The following is an 18,645-nucleotide window of genomic DNA, read 5'->3' on the forward strand; positions in this document are numbered from 1 at the left end:
TTATGACTTCTGGAACACGCAAACTCCATGCGCGGGCCCATGCCATACCGCCATCACAACCGGGTTATCCTCCCCGGCAAACGGAGGAATGGCGTGCCATTCCCCATCAGGTAATACGATATCGGTCACTTCTTCGGTGGCGTTTATCGTAATAAGCCAACGATCTGACAGCTGGATTTGCAGGAGATGAATCCCGTTTTGCCATTCATCAGCACTCAGAGGACGCGCCTCTTTGTTTAACCAGCGAACGTTGTCATCGCCTTCCTCCCACCAGCTATTTCGGGTCAGGGCCGGAATAGACTGGCGCAGATGAATCAGCGCCGCGGTAAAGGTGGTTAACCCCTCGTTGCAGTGTTCCCAGTCAAGCCACGTCAGGGCGTTGTCCTGGCAGTAGGCGTTGTTGTTACCGTGCTGGCTGTGGCCGTGTTCGTCACCGGCGAGCAGCATCGGCGTGCCCTGGGAAAGCAGCAGCGTGGTGAGCAGAGCGTGAACGCTGTCGCGCCGCCGCTCTTTGATAGTCAAACTGGCTTCCAGGCCTTCAAATCCGTAGTTGTTGCTGTAGTTATTGCTCGTGCCGTCGCGGTTATCCTCGCCGTTCGCTTCGTTATGCTTCTGGTTGAAGCTAACGCAGTCGCGCAGGGTAAAACCGTCGTGGGCGGTGATTAAGTTAATGCTGGTAGAGGGAAGCCGTTCGCCGTGACGATAGACGTCGCTTGAACCGGCAAACCGGCAGGCAAAGCCCCCGAGGGAGAGGTCCCTTTGCAGCCAGAAGCGGCGCATCCCGTCGCGGAAATGGTCGTTCCATTCCGCAAACAGCGGCGGATAGTTACCCACCTGGTAGCCTCCCTGGCCGATATCCCACGGCTCGGCGATCAGTTTGATCTGCGAGAGCACGGGATCGTTTTTGATCGCCTCAAACAGCGGCGCATCCTGGCGAAATTCCGGAGTGCGCCCCATGACCGAGGCCAGATCGAAGCGGAAACCGTCGACGTGGCAGCTATCGACCCAAAAACGCAGGCAGTCCACCATCTGGTCAACGACGCCGGGCGTACTCAAATTCAGCGTATTCCCGCAGCCGGTCCAGTTTTGGTAATCGCCGTTGTCCATTAACCAATAATAGCTACGGTTATCGATTCCGCTCAGCGACAGGGTTGGGCCATCGCGATCCAGCTCCGCGCTGTGGTTAAGTACGATATCGAGGATCACCTCGATGCCTGCCTGGTGCAGCGCCTTCACCGCCCCGCGCAGCTCGTTGGCGGCGTTGTGCGGATCCTGGTTAATCGCGTAATAGCCTTCAACGGCGTAGAACGCGCGCGGGTTGTAGCCCCAGTAGTTGCTCAATCCGAGGCGCGCAACGCGCGGTTCGGTGACAAAGTGCGCTACCGGCATCAGCTCAAGCGCCGTAATCCCCAGCCGCTTGAAGTAGTTAATCATCGTCGGGTGGCCAAGCGCCCCGTAGGTCCCGCGCAGCTCCTGCGGAATGCCGGGGTGAAGCAGCGTTAGGCCGCGAACGTTGGCCTCGTAAATAACGGTATTGCCCCACGGTGTGCGCGGATGCTCGTCGTCTTCCCAGTCGAATTTCTCCTGCACCACCACGCATTTCGCCATGTGCGGCGCGCTGTCTTCGAGGTTTGGCTCGTCGTAGCCGCCGTGCATATGCGGGTGGTCGTTCGCCCCGCCAACAACCAGGCGCGCGCACGGGTCGAGCAGCAGCTTCGCCGGGTTGAAACGGTGCCCGTTTTGCGGCTCCCACGGGCCGTGAACGCGGTAGCCATAGTGCAAACCGGGCTTCGCGTTCGGCAGATAGCCGTGCCAGATATCGCCGCTGCGCGTCGGCAGGTCGTAGCGTCGCTCGTGGCCCTTTTCGTCAAACACGCACAGCTCCACCCTTTCGGCATTCGCCGAGAACAGCGTGAAGTTCACCCCTTTGCCGTCGTAGAAAGCGCCGTACGGAGCCGGATTCCCGGCGGTTAGCTGCGTCATTCGTCGCCCTCCCGAACCAGCCAGACGGTGGCAAGCGGCGGCAGCGTCAGGCTCAGGGAGTTTTCGCGCCCGTGGCTTGGGATCGCGTCGCTGTGCACCACGCCGCTGTTGCCGGTATTGCTGCCGTGATAGTGCATCGAGTCGGTGTTCAGCTCTTCGCGCCAGCGGCCCGGCTGGTTAATGCCGAAGCGGTAGTTGTAGCGCGGCACCGGCGTGAAGTTGCTGGCGACGATCAGTTCGTTGCCCTTTGAATCACGGCGCACGAAGATGAACACGGAGTTGACCTTGTCCTCGACCACCAGCCATTCGAAGCCGTAGCCGTCAAAGTCCAGCTCGTGCAGCGCGGCGTGGTGGCGATAGGTGTGGTTCAGGTCGCGAACCAGGCGCTGTATGCCGTGGTGCCAGTTGTCGCCGCCTTCCAGCAGGTGCCAGTCGAGGCTGCGGTCGTGGTTCCATTCGCGCCCCTGCGCAAATTCGTTGCCCATAAACAGCAGCTTTTTGCCGGGGAACGCCCACATCCAGCCGTAGTAGGCGCGCAGGTTGGCGAACTTCTGCCACGCGTCGCCCGGCATGCGGTCGAGAATCGATTTCTTGCCGTGCACCACCTCGTCGTGCGAAAGCGGCAGCACGAAGTTTTCGGTGCTGTTGTAAAGCATGCCAAAGGTCATTTTGTCGTGGTGATACTGGCGGTGCACCGGGTCAAGCTTCATGTAGTCGAGGGTGTCGTGCATCCAGCCCAGGTTCCACTTGAACCAGAAGCCCAGCCCGCCCATCGACGGCGGACGCGACACGCCGGTAAAGTCAGTGGACTCTTCCGCCATGGTAACTGCGCCCGGCGTTTGCTCGCCGATAATGCGGTTGGTGCTGCGCAGAAATTCGATAGCTTCTAAGTTTTCGCGCCCGCCTTTATCGTTAGGTATCCATTCCCCCGGCTTGCGGCTGTAGTCGCGGTAGATCATCGAGGCCACGGCATCAACGCGCAGGCCGTCGATCCCGAAGCGCTCAATCCAGTAAAGGGCGTTGCCCACCAGATAGTTACTGACCTCACGCCGCCCGTAGTTGTAGATCAGCGTGTTCCAGTCCTGGTGGTAGCCCTCGCGCGGGTCGCCGTGTTCGTAAAGCGAGGTGCCGTCGAACTTCGCAAGCCCCGCGTCGTCCGTCGGGAAGTGGCCCGGCACCCAGTCGAGCAGGACGTTCAGCCCCGCCGCGTGGGCGGCATTGATGAAATAGCGGAAGTCTTCGCGCGTGCCGAAACGCCGCGTCGGCGCGTAAAGCCCCTGCGGCTGGTAGCCCCAGCTGCCGTCGAACGGGTGTTCGTTAATCGGCAGCAGTTCGAGGTGGCTGAAGCCCATCTCTTTGACGTACGGCACCAGCTGGTCCGCCAGGTCGCGGTAGCTGAGCCAAAAATTGTTGTCGGCATGGCGACGCCACGAACCGAGATGCACCTCATAAATCGAGATCGGCTGGTCAAAGCCGTTGGCCTTCTGCCTTGCGGGACTCAGGGTGGTTTTCTCCGGCAGGCCGCAAATCAGCGAGGCGGTTTCCGGGCGCATCTGCGATTCAAACGCGTACGGGTCGGCTTTCAGGCGCAGGTGGCCTTCGATGTCGATCAGCTCAAATTTATAAAGCTGGCCGGGGTGCGCGCCGGGGATAAACAGCTCCCAAATGCCGCTTTCACGGCGCAGGCGCATCGGGTGGCGGCGGCCGTCCCAGTAGTTAAACTGCCCGACGACGGACACGCGGCGGGCGTTCGGTGCCCAGACCGAGAAGCGCGTCCCCGTTACGCCGTCCATGGTATCGGCATGCGCGCCAAGCGTTTCATACGGCCGCAGGTGCGTGCCTTCAGAAAGCAGCCAGCTGTCCATTTCCTGAATCAGCGGGCCAAAGCGATAAGGATCGTCTATCAGGTTTTCGTGGCCGTGCCAGATAACGGCCAGCTGATAGCGGAAAGGATTTTTACGACGCGGGATCAGGCCACAGAAAAAGCCACGCGAGTCGAGGCATTCAAGCTTGCCGACTTTGCGCCCGGTTTTTGGTTCGATAACCCATACTTCGGTTGCGTCAGGTAACAGCGCGCGCACTTCCAGCCCGGCTTCCGTCTTGTGCATCCCCAGCAGGGAAAAGGGGTCAGCGAAATGACCCGCAATAAGCGCATTAATCACGTCTTTATCGGGAAGAACAGACATGGTATTCGTCCTGTTTATTGTGTGTGCCACGCGACCCGGCACTTATCATTGACCCTAACGGACAGCGAAAAAACCCCCTGTAAGCTGTTCCGCCCAACTAACCATCATGACGGTTTCTACCGCCCTGACTTAAGCATAGCCAACGTATTGTTTTACTCCTGCGAATTAAGCGAATACACCATCTATGACGCGAAAAAAAAGGGGCTGCAATGCCCCTTTAGTATGTAAGTGTAATTATGCGAGCAATCGCAACATTCTGCGCAACGGCTCGGCGGCACCCCACAAAAGCTGATCGCCGACGGTGAATGCGGAAAGATACTCCGGCCCCATGTTCAGCTTGCGCAGGCGGCCAACAGGCGTGGTCAGCGTGCCGGTCACGGCGGCTGGCGTCAGTTCGCGCATGGTGATGTCGCGGTCGTTTGGCACCACTTTCGCCCACGGGTTGTGCGCCGCCAGCAGTTCTTCGATGGTTGGGATAGAGACATCTTTTTTCAGCTTGATGGTGAACGCCTGGCTGTGGCAGCGCAGCGCGCCCACGCGAACGCACAGGCCATCAACCGGGATCGCGGTGCGGGTGTTGAGAATTTTGTTGGTTTCCGCCTGGCCCTTCCACTCTTCGCGGCTCTGGCCGTTATCGAGCTGTTTGTCGATCCACGGAATCAGGCTGCCCGCTAAAGGCACGCCGAAGTTGTCGACCGGCAGGTTGCCGCTGCGGCCAAGTTCGGTGACCTTACGTTCGATATCAAGGATGGCGGAAGCCGGGTTGGCAAGCTCGGTGGAGACTTCGTTATACAGCTGGCCCATCTGGTTTAACAGCTCGCGCATGTGGCGCGCGCCGCCGCCGGATGCCGCCTGGTAGGTCGCGACAGATACCCAGTCAACCAGGTCGTTGGCGAAGAGGCCGCCCAGCGACATCAGCATCAGGCTGACGGTGCAGTTGCCACCAACAAAGGTTTTCACGCCTTTGTTCAGGCCGTCCTGAATAACGTGCTGGTTCACCGGGTCGAGAATAATAATGGCGTCGTCTTTCATGCGCAGCGAAGAGGCCGCATCAATCCAATACCCCTGCCAGCCGCTTTCACGGAGCTTTGGATAGATTTCATTGGTATAATCGCCGCCCTGGCAAGTAATGATGATATCCAGCGCCTTCAAAGCTTCCAGAGAGTAGGCGTCCTGCAGCGTGCCGTTCGTCTGGCCCGCAAAAGCAGGAGCGGCCTGACCAAGCTGGGAAGTAGAGAAGAACACGGGATGAATGGCGTCAAAGTCACGCTCTTCTACCATGCGTTGCATGAGTACAGAGCCGACCATACCGCGCCAGCCAATAAAACCTACATTTTTCATAGCGACTTATCCTGCAGAGGTGTTTGCGTTGTGTGCATTAATTGAGACTGCCATCCACCTTACAAAATGCAGCCAAAGTCGCAAGTGAAATTAATCAATGATATCCGCTGTATTAGCAACGGAACTTATTTGTTCGATTTTCGGGGATGACAGATGAATGAAATTATATCCGCGGCGGTCTTGCTGATCCTGATTATGGACCCGCTGGGCAACCTGCCGATTTTTATGTCGGTGCTCAAACACACCGAACCCAAGCGCCGCCGGAAGATTATGATCCGCGAGCTGCTGATAGCGCTCGGGCTGATGCTTATCTTCCTGTTCGCCGGTGAAAAAATCCTCGCCTTCCTCAACCTGCGAGCGGAAACCGTGTCGATTTCAGGCGGGATTATCCTGTTCCTGATCGCCATTAAGATGATTTTCCCAAGCCAGGAAGGCAGCACCACCGGCCTGCCCGCCGGGGAAGAGCCGTTTATCGTGCCGCTGGCCATTCCGCTGGTCGCCGGGCCGTCGCTGCTGGCAACGTTAATGCTGCTGTCGCATCAGTATCCAAACCAGATGGGGCATTTGGTCGCGGCGCTGATGCTGGCCTGGGGCGGCACGGTGGCGATTCTACTGCAGTCGTCGCTGTTCCTGCGCCTGCTGGGTGAAAAGGGTGTGAACGCGCTGGAACGCCTGATGGGCCTGGTGCTGATCATGATTTCCACCCAGATGTTTCTCGACGGCATCCGGACGTGGATGCAGGGGTAGGAATTGAGGCGGGTGGCGCAGGCTGCCCGCCTTGCGGTGGTTTAGTGGGGGCCGGGCGCTTTCTCACCGCTAGTCATTATTAACCCGGCTCCGGTAAGCACAAAGCACGGAGCTTTTAAATCCTCAACCAGAACGTTCACACTTTCAAACTAATATGTTCCCGCAGCTCTTCCGACTGTTACTGATTCAGGAGCAACATCGTGAGCGCCGAGCAGTATTCACGCGGCGTTTCTGCATCCGCTGAAAGCGGGCAGCGATAGTCATTTGAATCGTCCAGATTTAGGGTACGCAGTTCGATTAAATGCTGGGGAAGCGGCGCAATAAGCGAGCAGCGCAATATCTCCAGCCCGGCCAGCAAAGACCGCACAGCGCCATGCTCTCCGTCTTGCTTTCATTTTCTATTTACGCTTCAGCATAAAGCTGACAGCCGTCGAGTATCGGAATAGATCCATCGTTGCGCCCAACGGCTTTTTTAAAAGCGTGACGATGAGACAAGGGCTAAGTTTATTTTTGCCGCCGTTCGCGCTGAAATTAAACCTCGGCAAAAGGAGAAGAAGTCTTCAGCGCCTCAGCGTTAATGTCCAAACCCCCTTCTGACCGATTCATTATTTTCTGCGTTAGCTGATGCTAATTAATCTTGAGGTGCAGGTTCGTATGACTTACCGAGTTCATCTTTATCCAGCAGTGCGCTGGCCTCATCGAAACGCCTGTACCACTTCATAGTGGAGTCCTTGTCGAACTGATGTCCTTCATATGCTGAGTAGAAATGAAGAGATCTTGATTTATCAAACCGCACCGGTTTAATGAGCTGGTTAACTTTGACCAGAAGTGGCGACAATCCCTCGGATTTTATTTCACCCAAGGGCGGAGGAAGCGCACCGGCTTTGAGGATCACCCCGTTGCTATAGGAAAGCAGGCTTATTTCAGGGTTTTTGGCCAAACGATGCGTTAATTTTTCCGTGCCCCCCAATTTTTCGAGCCATGGCATGCCCAGAATGGTGTACCAGCAGGCACCTTTCAGGCCAATGACGGCTCCTCTACCTTCAAGCGTGCCAAGAGAATCCACCATCACACCTGAAAAACGCTGCGCCAGGGCAAATTCATACGGAAACATTCGCTCACGGGAATAAGGGAGTGCAAACGACAGTCCGGCATAACCACTTTCCACCGAAAATGTGTCACACAGCCACATCAGCCAGCCTTCATAACGCTTTTTGCCGTCAGGCTCTTTCAGCAGTGACAATGGGAGTGTTAGCTTAATGACTGAGCGATCGCTGTCATTATGAAAAATTCGCTTGCCCATAATTAAAATACTGTAATCAGGAGCAAAAAAATCCTGCTCTGCGCTACCCAGATACCAGGAAAAAATCTCTTCGGGCGTTGAATCGAGGATCTCCTGCCGCTTTTTCGCGTAATTCTTCTCAGTAATACCGACCCAGTTTTTGGTGATCGTTTTTTTCAACCAGGGTTTAAATTCGCCGTAAAAACGATCCACGCACTCAACCATCCTGCGGCGAACTTCCGGCGTATGTCCGTCTTTAAAAAAGACGGTGATAATCAGACCGAGATTGACCGCCGGGCTGCCGTCTTTGTATTTCACGGAGGCTTCCGGCAGCCATTTCTCGATGTAGTTCAGATCCATATGAAAATGCCTTGATGTAATCATTCAGGAATAATAAAAACGCTTCCTTTATCATCGCGTTTCAACAGCGACCAGCGGGCGCGATGTTTTTTGCCATATTTATCCTCGAATGCTGGCATCTTCTGCCCTTCACGCGTCTGGATGTATTTGGTGGTTCCGTGAACGATAGCGGCCCATTCCCCCGCATAAGGTGCAATCTCGTCTGTCCAGCATTTGATGCGCACAGGTTCGTATGACTTACCAAGTTCATCTTTATCTAGCAGGGCGCTGGCCTCATCGAAGCGCCTGTACCACTTCATGGTGGATTCCTTATCGAACTGATGTCCTTCATATGCTGAGTAGAAATGAAGAGATCTTGATTTATCAAACCGCACCGGTTTAATGAGCTGGTTAACTTTGACCAGAAGTGGCGACAATCCCTCGGATTTTATTTCGCCTAATGGCGGAGGAAGCGCACCGGCTTTGATGATCACCCCGTTGCTATAGGGAAGCAGGCTTATTTCAGGGTTTTTGGCCAAACGATGCGTTAATTTTTCCATGCCCCCCAATTTTTCGAGCCATGGCATGCCCAGAATGGTGTACCAGCACGCACCTTTCAGGCCAATGACGGCTCCGTCACCTTCAAGCGTGCCAATGGAATCCACCATTACGCCGGAAAAACGCTGCGCCAGGGCGAATTCATAGGGAAACATTCGCTCACGGGAATAAGGAAGTGCAAACGACAGTCCGGCATAACCACTTTCCACCGAAAAGGTGTCACATAGCCACATCAACCAAGCTTCATAACGCTGCTTTCCATCAGCTTCTTTCAGCAGTGACAACGGGAGTGTTAGCTTAATGACTGAGCGATCGCTGTCATTATGAAAAATTCTTTCCCCCATAATCAAAACGCTGTAATCAGGGGCCAAAAAATCCTTCTCTGCGCTACCCAGATACCAGGAAAAAATCTCCTCGGGCGTTGAGTCGAGGATCTCCTGCCGCTTTTTGGCGTAATTCTTCTCAGTAATACCCACCCACTTTTGGGTGATCGTTTTTTTCAACCAGGGTTTAAACTCGCCGTAAAAGCGATCCACGCACTCAACCATCCTGCGGCGAACTTCCGGCGCATGCCCGTTCTTAAAAAAGACGGTAATAATCAAACCGAGATTGACCGCCGGGCTGCCGTCTTTATATTTAACGGAAGCTTCCGGAAGCCATTTCTCGATGTAGTTCAGCTCAAAATCCTGCAATTCCATACCTGCTCCTTTTTAACCGGCTGCCAGTGCCGCCGTACCCGTACCGAGAATAGCCGCCAGTGTTACCCAGGCGCTTATTGCCAGACGAACAATCAGTAAAAACGCGCCAATAATGGCTTCCGGGATACCCAGGGTTACCACCAGAACGCCGAGACCCACGGCAACCAAAATAACGCCGACCGTTTTCGCGACGTTGGTTAAAACCTGTACCCAGTCCACCTGTTTCAGCATATCCAGCGTCATATCGGTGGCGTGCTGTATTTCTGCCCAGGCCGCACGTATCTGGGCGTTGGTCCATGACTTCACCGATTTACCGGTTTTGCTGGCCCAGACCCAAGCCTCGCTTCCCTGCCGGTAAACCCACTCGCCGCCGTCGTTAAGCCAGCTGGCCGCGGAATTCAGGACCTGCTGCGCCTCTTTTGACAGTGCATTCCAGCCTTCGGCTACGCCACGCACCGCGCCCTCACTGAGGTCGGCCACGGCTTTACCGGCGTAAGTCCAGGGTTCGATTCTGGCGGCAACGGGTGTGGAGGGCGGACGGGGCATAAAGACTGGCGGGTAGAGAACCAGCGGCCAATACTTCGCGCCGCTGGTCTGCCAGGCCTTCATCGTCACGTTAACCACCTGGTCAACCCACTGCTGCTCTTGCGGGCGGCAGTCGTGGATCTCAAGAATGGTCATGCGAGCTTCATGACCAATTCCGCCCACAATCTTCATATATTCTTTATATTGATCTTCATACAGCGTATCCCCCGGAAACTTCACCTCCACCAGGCGGGCCAGATTATCACCGTGCATATTGCCTTCGGTATCCGGCCCTGCCAGACCCGGCCAGCGATCCTGCTTGTTCTTAACAATAATCACGTCAGGGCGTCGGTATATCCCCTTGCCGGGCACCGGAAAGGGATTGGTGGTGTGGCGACGGCCGGGGCCGTCTTTTTTTAGCAGCGTACTGCTCAGAAAAGGACGGGGCGGCGTGGTACGCATATCAAACGCCACTTCCGCCTTGTAGTACCAGCAGTAGTTTCGCGCTATTTCATCCACGCGAATAAGACCACTCATCATGGTCTGCTTTAGGCTCATCCGGTAAGTTTTACCTTCCCGACGAATATGTGCCGACAGTTGCGGAAAACGCATGGCGTATTCCACCTTGATATGCAGGTACTGACGGTTTTCCGCCGTCGGCAGACGTGACTGTTTCTCGACCATTTCGACGCCCGTCGTGGTGCAGTCCCACGGCTGGTTTGTCGCCCCGGTGGGAGTATCCGGTGTCGGTGTATCGGGTAAATCGGGCATTTCCATTATGATTAGCTCTCCCTGAGTTCGGTTTCCAGTTGCTGCGTATCGGTTTCCCCCACAAACCACATTAGTTCTTCCGGCTGTGGTTTCTTAACAATAACGTGCAGCTCAACGTCTTCCTGTTTGCGGGTGTAAACCGGTACGGTGCGACCTTCGCTATCGCTGTAACCCGCTGCCGACTGCCCGGATGGGGTAGTGAGGCGATAGGCCGTATTGACCAGAATATTGCCGTGTTTGTCCTGTAGCTGATACATGGCCGAGTAGAGATGAGAGGTGCCCACGCGGGGTATATTCAGCGGCAATGTCGCCGCCCCCGCCGCCATCGTCCGCTTCACCCTGCGCATATAGGTCGCCGTGGTGCCGTACTCCACCCTCCCCGCCTCAAGCTTCAGGTAGCTGCCGCCGCCTATCAGCGTGATGCGTTTCTTGCCGGCAAACGAGATGTCACTTTCTGAGGTCAGGGTCAGCTTTTTCTCAGCAAACAGGCGCATATTAGCGTTCTGCGCCTGCACGTCTATCGGGCCCTCGCTGGCCTTCAGGCTCAGCTGCCCGGTGCGGGCAAACATTCCCAGCTTTTCCCCGACAAGCGCCGTCATATTGCCCATCACGCCGACGCTGATATCGCCCCCGGCGTTGATGGCGACGTTTTTCGCGGCCGCTATCTGCATATGCTCGCCGCTGGTGAGGGCCATGCCTTCCGGCGCGGAGAACAGTATCGCCTCGTTAAGCGGCTTCAGCCTTTGCTCAAACATCGCAATCTGGCTGTCGATATCCGCCTTCAGCGCCTGCGCCTGTTCTGCGGCCATCTCCAGCTGCTGCAGCTGCCGGTTGAGCCGGTCGATTTCCGCAAGCGCGGCGTCCATATCCAGCGCTTCGCCCTGCGCTTTTGGCTGGGCATCGGCGCTGATAAACAGCCCTTTCCCGGCGCGGATGGTGCCCCGATCGTCGGTGCGCAGCTCGGCGCCCGCGCCGCGCGGTTTGCCCTGCGCGTCCACGATATGCCCGGTGTTGAGCTGGGTCTTGCCGTACTCCGTGGCGAGCTTGATATGCTCCTCGCCGCGCCTGTCCTCCATCCGCAGCTTGTTGTTGGCAGGCGTCCTCAGGACGTTGCGGGTGTGATTGTCGCGGTTAACGAGGTCGGGGTGTGCGGAGTCGTGCATGGCGTGGGAGATGTACGGCAGGTCGATGTCGCCGTTGCCGTACGCAATCGCCACCCCGGTGCCGTCGGTAAGCGGCATATGCCAGCCGTACCGCTCTCCGGCATACGGCTTCGCCATGCGCAGCCACAGATAGCCGTAACCCTGCTCGCTGTCGTTGCGGTCAAAGTCCAGCCTGACGCGGTAGCGTCCGTGCGCATCCAGGTGCGCGTAGATGTCGTTTTTCTCGCGGCTCTCAACGCGGGCGGGCAGCGTGCCGTGGATTTCCGGGCGCGCGGGTCGGTACGGGCGAAAGCAGTAGCGCTCGGTGTAGGGCTGGCCCCACACGCAGACGCGCAGCCGCGAATCGCGCGCGCCGCTGAAGGCCACCATCGTCGTCACCGCGCCCTCTTTCAGCGCGGAAATCACGTTGCCCTGCGGCTCCAGCACCTGGCCGGGCGTGAGGCGCGAGGCGTTGCTGAACAGGCGGACGCGGGCAGATTTGTTCAGCTCGCGCTCGTGGTGGATGCGGGCATAGAACGCGCCGCTTTCGGTGACAGGCTCCGGGTCGCTGTCATCCCCCGCTTCACTGTACGGCTCACCGTAGCGGTAGTGTTCTCCCGTCGTCGCCGCATCATTGCGAACTGAAACGACCGCATCCAGCGGCGTGGTGGCGGTGCGGTAGTTGTAGTCACGCGTGGCGACAGTGCCGGTGACCACCTTATTCTGTGTCAGCACGCCCCAGACGGATTCCCTCGCACCGTCGTACAGGCCGGACGGCTCGCCGTAGGGCAGTTTCACATCAAAAACGTACTGCCTCTGGCTGTCGGCAAAAATCACCGTTTCCAGCGCCGTTGCCGGGTTCATTTCAAAGCGAAACCAGATGCCTACCTCCGCAAGAATGCGGCGGATAAACCCGAGGTCGGTTTCGCGCCACTGGGTGATGACTTCGCGCGGCGGGTAGTCGCGGGAGAGGCGGAATTCAAAGTCCGGACCTTCCAGCCCGTGGGCGCGCAGCACCTGCTCCACCACCTGCGGCACGGAGTCATTCTGGTATACGGCGCAGCGGCGGGTGCGGGAAAGCAGGGCAAGGCGGGGTTCGAGAATGACGGAATAATGCGCCTGGTCGGCCGAGGTTGAGAGCCATTCCAGGCGGGTGATAATGCCGTGCACCGTTTTGCCGTCGCGCATGCTGAAGGTGGCAAACTTCATCAGCGCCTGTTCGGGCCGCAGGTTGCCCTGCGGCGAGGTGAACTCAATCGCCCAGCGAAACGGTTTGCTAAACGCTTCCCGGCCGCGAAAGCGCAGCACGTCCGGAGCTATGCCGCCGTCATGAATATTCAGTTTGTAGTGATTGTGGGAAGGGCTATCACCCTCAAGTACGCTATCCATAGCTATATCATCCGATCCTATAAAAGGAACCCATAATAATCCTTAAATTTCAATAGAATTATTGTGCTTGGTACTTTTCATAAACACAATTAATTTGGCGATGTAAAACTGAAATCCGCACTCTGCAAAATAATTAGTGCACATCGATTATTTTAAATATATGTAAGAACGCACATTCATTCACCCAGGCAATATCAATGCCGATAATAATTGGTAACTATTCTTTATAAGTATTGGCACTCAAATTTCACCCCCGCCATAAAATATTAGTTGCGGTAGATCATCTCTTTTCCGGCGATTTAGTATACTTTTGCTTTTCAATGCATTAGCGAATTTTATACGTTGCTTTTATATTTCTTCACTGAAAAGGGAATTACTATGGCTGGAAATTTCATTGTCCCCGGAAAAACGTTTCATGGGATCGGTTCATTTGCGCAGTTATCAACAATTATTGGAAAGAAAGCCCTGATAGTAACGGGGCAAGGTTCAATGAAACGTTCAGGCTATATTGAAAAAGCCGCTGAACTTCTCGGGAAAAACGGTATTGCGGTGGAGGTGTTTGACGGCGTTGAGGCGGACCCGTCAATTGAAACCGTGATGAAAGGTTTCGACGTGATGATGCGCTTCCAGCCGGACTGGATTATCGGGCTTGGCGGCTGCTCCGCAATAGATGCGGCCAAGGCTATGTGGGTATTTTATGAATATCCCGAGACAACGTTTGCAGAGATTATCCCGCCCTTTACCATTAAACCCCTGCGCAATAAGGCTCGCTTTATCGCCATTCCGTCAACGTCAGGCACGGGCACGGAAGCGACCTGCGTTTCCGTGATTACCGACCGCAATAAAGGCACGAAGTACCCGCTTGTTTCCTACGAGCTTTGCCCGGATATCGCTATCGTCGACGGCGAGATTTGCCGCTCCATGCCTGCGCACGTTACGGCAAATACCGGGCTGGATGCCCTGACGCACGCGCTGGAAGCCTATGTGACCCCGCTTGCCGATGCCTACACCGACAGCCTTGCCGAACGGGCGGTCGTCGATATTTTTGCGGCGCTGCCAACGGCGGTTGAAAACGGCGATGATCTGGACGCGCGGCAGACAATGCATGATGCTTCCTGCCTTGCGGGAATGTCGTTCAGCAATGCGTTGCTGGGCATCGTGCATTCTCTGGCCCATCAGGTTGGTGGCATGTTCGGCGTGCCACACGGCCGCGCCAACGCCATTTTGCTGCCTAACGTCATTCGCTTTAACGCCACTGTCGCAGAGGCCAAATACATCAAGCTGGCCTCCTTGATTGATGAAGAAAGCGCTGAAGGGCTGGCGGTGAAAATTGAAAAGCTGCGTGAGAGCGTGAATGTCGATGCTTCTTTCAAAGATTACGGCATTAACGAACGGGAGTGGGCTGAAAAGCTGACGGTTATGGCTGAACACGCCATGCAGGACGCCTGCACCGGCTGCAATCCGCGAGCGCCGTCATTGCAGGATATGATGGATATTCTTACCGCCTGCTATCACGGCAAAATTTATACTATCGCCGACTGAAAATAAGCCTTCCTCATCAATAAAAAAGGCGGATGCCCGAAGGAATCCGCCTTTTTATGACCGCTAAAAACTCAGCTCAAAAGCGTAAACGCAATCATCCCGACGATGGCACCGACGGTGCCGAGGATGGTTTCCATCATCGTCCAGGTTTTCAGGGTTTGCCCTTCGGTCGCGCCGGTAAATTTACCGAACAGCCAGAAACCGGCGTCGTTCACGTGGCTGACCACGATAGAGCCGCCCGCGATGCAGATAGACAGCGCCGCCATCTGCGCGCCGCTGTAGTGCAGCTGTTCAATCACCGGCATCACCAGGCCAACGGCCGTCAGGCAGGCGACGGTGGCAGAACCCTGAATGATGCGCACCGCGGCCGCCAGCACGAAGCAGGTTACCGCAATCGGCAGGCCCATGCCGGTCAGCGCTTCGCCGAGCGCCGGGCCAACGCCTGAATCCACCAGCACCTGCTTGAAGACGCCGCCCGCACCGATAACCAGCAGGATGATGCCCGCAGGCTGTAAGGCGTGGCCGCAGATTTCCATGACCTTTTCTTTCGCCATGCCCTGACGGTACGCCAGGCCATAGATAGCAACCAGGCACGCCACCAGAATCGCGGTGAACGGGTGGCCGATAAACTCCAGCCATTCGTACAGGGCCGAGCCTTCAACGGTGAAGCGCGCGGCGATGGTTTTCAGGCCGACAAGCACCAGCGGCAGCAGGATCAGCGACAGGCTGAAGCCGAACGACGGCAGCTTGCCTTCGCCCAGGTGCGGCTCGGAGATATCCTCAGGGATTTTCAGCTCGACGTGTTTGCTGATGAAGTTGCCGAACAGCGGCCCGGCGATAATCATGCCGGGGATCGCCGCGCACAGGCCAATCAGGATCATCCAGCCGAAGTCGGCGTGCATCTGCGAGGCCAGCAGCATCGGCGCAGGCCCTGGCAGCAGGAAGGCTGCGGCCGCCGCGACGCCGGCAAACAGCGGAATAACCAGCTTAACGAGGTTGGTGCCGGTGTGGCGCGCCATCGAAAACGCAACGCTAATCAGCAGCACAATCGCCACTTCAAAGAACAGCGGCAGCGCGCAAATCAGACCGGCGAGGCCAATCGCATAGTGCGCGCGGCTATGGCCGAAGGACTTGAGCATCTTGACCGCAATCTGGTCAACCGCGCCCGTCTCGTGAAGAATTTTGCCGAACATCGCGCCGAGCGCGACGACGATAGCCAGGAAGCCCAGCGTACCGCCCATCCCTTTTTCCATGGTGGTCGCGATTTTGTCGAGCGGCATCCCGGAAAACAGCCCTGCACCAATAGAAACCACCATCAGAGCAACGAAGGCGTGCATGCGCGCCTTCATCACTAAAAACAGCAGCAGCAAAACGGAGCCAACTGCTGTTAAAACAAGCGTTAATGTACTCACTGCGCACTGCCTTTGTTGATTACTGCGATTGTGCTGGCGACAACGCCGTCCAGCGGCTGGTCGATATCGACAACCAGCACGTCCTGTTCTTCCACCTGCGGCTCTTCGAGCGTTTCGAACTGGGTGACCAGCATCTGGGTTTTGAAGAAGTGGCCTTTGCGCGCCTTCAGGCGGCTTTCGATGACATCGAAATCCCCTTTCATGTAGATGAAAGAGAGGTTCGGGTTGCCATCGCGCAGCTGGTCGCGATAGACCTTTTTCAGCGCGGAGCAGACGATAAGGGAGACTTTGTTGGTGCGCTGCATCGCGAAGGCGGCATCGTTAAGCGCCTGCAGCCACGGCTTGCGGTCATTGTCATTGAGCGGCTCACCGGAGGCCATTTTCATGATGTTGCTGCGCGGATGCAGGAAGTCGCCGTCGAGGAACGCGGCCTTCAGCTGGTGTGCCACTTCACTTGCGACAGCAGACTTGCCGCTGCCAGAAACGCCCATCAGGACATAGATGTGGTGGTCATGGTTGGTAGTGCTCATAGCGTAGCTCCGACTGGCACAATGATTACGGAATTATCAGCCACCGCGTGAAATCCTGCTGTTACGGGTAACTGTTATCGGTAACATTTTCTGGCCTGGCTGCGCAATAAGCAATAACCATTAGCTTGCAAAGCGTATAACTGTGAACTGCGTCAACTTTTGTTACGGCTAGATCGAGCCGCCCGGCGACAGGGTAAAGCCCAGGTCGAGCATCTGCGGCGTAACGGTTTCACCGCGAATTCTGGCCAGCAGGCGTTCGGCACCGATACGGCCCATGCGTTCGCGCGGCGTCAGGACGCTCGCCAGACGCGGCTCCATCACCTGCCCGATGTCATGACCGTGGAAACCGGCGATCGCCATATCCTGCGGGATGCGCAGACCCTGGCGCTGGCATTCAAACGCCGCGCCGATCGCTAAGTCATCGTTGGTACAGAAGATGCTGTCGAGCTGCGGGTATTCGCGTTTTGCCTGGCGGAACAGCTCAATGCCGGTGGAATAGGAAGAGGACTGTTCGACCATCACGCTGTACGGCACAAGGCCCGCGTCGCGCATTCCCTGCTCGTAGCCGAGCTGTTTGATAACGGTACGCTCATCAAGACGCGCGCCGAGGTAGGCCACGTGGCGGTGGCCGCGGGCGATAATCGCCGCCGTCATCTGGCGCGCGGCTTCAAAGTTGTCGAAGCCTACGGCGATATCCAGGCACGGCGAAACGCTGTCCATCAGCTCGACGACCGGGATGCCCGCTACTTCAATCATCTTGAGGGTGCGCGGCGTGTGGCTGCGCTCGGTGAGGATCAGGCCGTCGATGTTCCAGGAAAGCATGGATTCCAGGCGCTCTTCTTCCAGCTCCGGCTTGTAGCCGTAGTGGGCGAGCATGGTCTGATAGCCGTAGGCGTCGATGACGTTTTCAATGCCGCGCAGCACTTCCGCAAACACCTGGTTGGTGAGCGAGGGCAGCAAAACGCCGATGGCGCGACTGGTGGAGTTGGAGAGAATATCGGGGGCACGGTTGGGGATATAGCCCAGTTCGTCGAGGGCGGCGGCAATTTTTACCTGCAGCGCGGCGGACACCTGGTCGGGGTTACGCAGAAAACGGCTCACCGTCATTTTGGTGATCCCTACGCGATCGGCAACGTCCTGTAGTACCGGTCTTTTCTTTTTCATGGTCCGTGCGAGCCCTCTCAATATTGACAGGGAAGTTTAGCACGGAGACCGCACATCCTTCCCCTGTAATAGAGGAAGGATGTGACGGGTAACTCTTCGCTATTCATACCCAAAATCATTCGAGTTGCAGGTAGGCGGCAAGGGAATGAGTCCCCAGGAGCTTACTTGAGTAAGTGACTGTGGTGAATTCCTGCAGCCAACACCCCTGCGGCTCGCAGGATGACGGGTATTACACTGGTGGCAGATCGAAAAGCAGAATTTCACTCGCTTCATTGGCGTGAACGGAAATCGCCTGTTCGTCCCACACGGCGACCGCGTCGCTGGTTTTGGCCGTCGTGCCGTTGATCGACACTTCGCCCTTCACCACCTGCACCCAGATGCGGCGATCGGCCGGGATCTGATAAACAGACTGCTCGTCTTTCGCCAGCGCCCAGCGGGAAAGCTCCATATCCTGATTCACCTTCAGGGAACCGTCGCGTGCATCCGGCGAAAGCACCAGCTGGCGGCCCTGCGGCGCGTCAAAACGACGCTGGTCGTAGCGCGGCGTGATGCCGGTTTTTTCTGGAATGATCCAGATTTGATACAGACGCAGGCGTTCGGTGGAACTTGGGTTGTACTCGGAGTGCGTGATGCCCGTCCCGGCGCTCATGATCTGGAATTCGCCCGCCGGTACTTTCTCTTCGTTACCCATGCTGTCCCGATGCGCAACCGCGCCTTCCAGCACGTAGGTCAGGATTTCCATGTCTTTGTGCGGGTGAGTGCCGAAGCCTTCACCGGCTTCCACCACGTCTTCGTTAATCACGCGCAGCGCCGAGAAACCCATAAAGTTGGCGTCGTAATAGTTGGCAAAAGAGAAGGTGTGCCAGCTATCCAACCAACCATGATTCGCATGACCACGTTCTTCGGCTTTTCTTAAGTAGATCATTTCACTTCTCCTCAATTCGTTTGATGGGATAAGTGTGGACCCGATTGGGAAACGATCATAGAGGGTGAAGTTTGACGCCTCTGTTCAAAAAAAGTGAACAAGTTTGAGGCG

General features: G+C 56.5%; 14 protein-coding genes. 2 read left to right on the forward strand and 12 right to left on the reverse strand.

Features of this window, described 5'->3' with window-relative positions:
- From glgX to asd, 3 genes are all read right to left on the reverse strand, one after another.
- The gene (gene glgX, locus ACSPHG_RS22310; RefSeq protein WP_435955654.1) at window positions 1-1,983 is read right to left on the reverse strand and encodes a glycogen debranching protein GlgX; all 1,983 of its coding nucleotides are present in this window, start codon (window positions 1,981-1,983) and stop codon (window positions 1-3) included.
- A complete protein-coding gene (glgB, locus tag ACSPHG_RS22315; RefSeq protein WP_435955655.1) occupies window positions 1,980-4,169 on the reverse strand; it encodes a 1,4-alpha-glucan branching enzyme in 2,190 nt (729 codons plus the stop codon). The genes glgX and glgB overlap by 4 nt, the downstream gene beginning before the upstream one ends.
- A 234-nt stretch (window positions 4,170-4,403) precedes the next feature.
- Complete coding sequence (asd, locus tag ACSPHG_RS22320; RefSeq protein ID WP_435955656.1) at window positions 4,404-5,510, reverse strand: aspartate-semialdehyde dehydrogenase; 1,107 nt, start codon at window positions 5,508-5,510, stop codon at window positions 4,404-4,406.
- Window positions 5,511-5,663: 153 nt separating this feature from the next.
- Between asd and ACSPHG_RS22325 the strand changes: the two genes are divergently transcribed.
- The gene (locus ACSPHG_RS22325; RefSeq protein ID WP_435955657.1) at window positions 5,664-6,257 is read left to right on the forward strand and encodes a YhgN family NAAT transporter; all 594 of its coding nucleotides are present in this window, start codon (window positions 5,664-5,666) and stop codon (window positions 6,255-6,257) included.
- 178 nt (window positions 6,258-6,435) lie between these two features.
- On the opposite strand, the gene ACSPHG_RS22330 is transcribed toward ACSPHG_RS22325, so the two are convergent.
- The 5 genes from ACSPHG_RS22330 to ACSPHG_RS22350 form a co-directional block, all read right to left on the reverse strand.
- Complete coding sequence (locus ACSPHG_RS22330) at window positions 6,436-6,624, reverse strand: hypothetical protein (RefSeq protein WP_435955658.1); 189 nt, start codon at window positions 6,622-6,624, stop codon at window positions 6,436-6,438.
- A gap of 264 nt (window positions 6,625-6,888) precedes the next feature.
- A complete protein-coding gene (locus ACSPHG_RS22335) occupies window positions 6,889-7,899 on the reverse strand; it encodes a DUF3396 domain-containing protein (RefSeq protein ID WP_435955659.1) in 1,011 nt (336 codons plus the stop codon).
- A gap of 20 nt (window positions 7,900-7,919) precedes the next feature.
- Complete coding sequence (locus tag ACSPHG_RS22340) at window positions 7,920-9,134, reverse strand: DUF3396 domain-containing protein (protein WP_435955660.1); 1,215 nt, start codon at window positions 9,132-9,134, stop codon at window positions 7,920-7,922.
- A 12-nt stretch (window positions 9,135-9,146) separates the two neighbouring features.
- Window positions 9,147-10,436: a VRR-NUC domain-containing protein gene (locus tag ACSPHG_RS22345; RefSeq protein ID WP_435955661.1), complete on the reverse strand. Its 1,290-nt coding sequence runs from the start codon at window positions 10,434-10,436 to the stop codon at window positions 9,147-9,149.
- Between the two features lie 5 nt (window positions 10,437-10,441).
- The gene (locus ACSPHG_RS22350) at window positions 10,442-12,961 is read right to left on the reverse strand and encodes a type VI secretion system Vgr family protein (protein WP_435955662.1); all 2,520 of its coding nucleotides are present in this window, start codon (window positions 12,959-12,961) and stop codon (window positions 10,442-10,444) included.
- A 378-nt stretch (window positions 12,962-13,339) separates the two neighbouring features.
- Between ACSPHG_RS22350 and ACSPHG_RS22355 the strand changes: the two genes are divergently transcribed.
- Window positions 13,340-14,503, forward strand: coding sequence for an iron-containing alcohol dehydrogenase (locus tag ACSPHG_RS22355; RefSeq protein WP_435955663.1), 1,164 nt, complete (start codon window positions 13,340-13,342; stop codon window positions 14,501-14,503).
- A 71-nt stretch (window positions 14,504-14,574) separates the two neighbouring features.
- Here ACSPHG_RS22355 and gntU read toward each other — a convergent pair whose 3' ends face one another.
- From gntU to ACSPHG_RS22375, 4 genes are all read right to left on the reverse strand, one after another.
- Window positions 14,575-15,915: a gluconate transporter gene (gene gntU / locus ACSPHG_RS22360; RefSeq protein WP_435955664.1), complete on the reverse strand. Its 1,341-nt coding sequence runs from the start codon at window positions 15,913-15,915 to the stop codon at window positions 14,575-14,577.
- Entirely contained in the window at window positions 15,912-16,445 is a 534-nt protein-coding gene (gene gntK, locus ACSPHG_RS22365; protein WP_435955665.1) for a gluconokinase, read from the reverse strand. The genes gntU and gntK overlap by 4 nt, the downstream gene beginning before the upstream one ends.
- 168 nt (window positions 16,446-16,613) lie before the next feature.
- Complete coding sequence (gene gntR / locus ACSPHG_RS22370; protein ID WP_435955666.1) at window positions 16,614-17,609, reverse strand: gluconate operon transcriptional repressor GntR; 996 nt, start codon at window positions 17,607-17,609, stop codon at window positions 16,614-16,616.
- Between the two features lie 229 nt (window positions 17,610-17,838).
- A complete protein-coding gene (locus ACSPHG_RS22375; protein ID WP_435955667.1) occupies window positions 17,839-18,534 on the reverse strand; it encodes a pirin family protein in 696 nt (231 codons plus the stop codon).
- Window positions 18,535-18,645: the final 111 nt, after the last annotated feature.

It is taken from the genome of Dryocola baronae, from assembly GCF_051297175.1.
Taxonomy (GTDB): domain Bacteria; phylum Pseudomonadota; class Gammaproteobacteria; order Enterobacterales; family Enterobacteriaceae; genus Dryocola.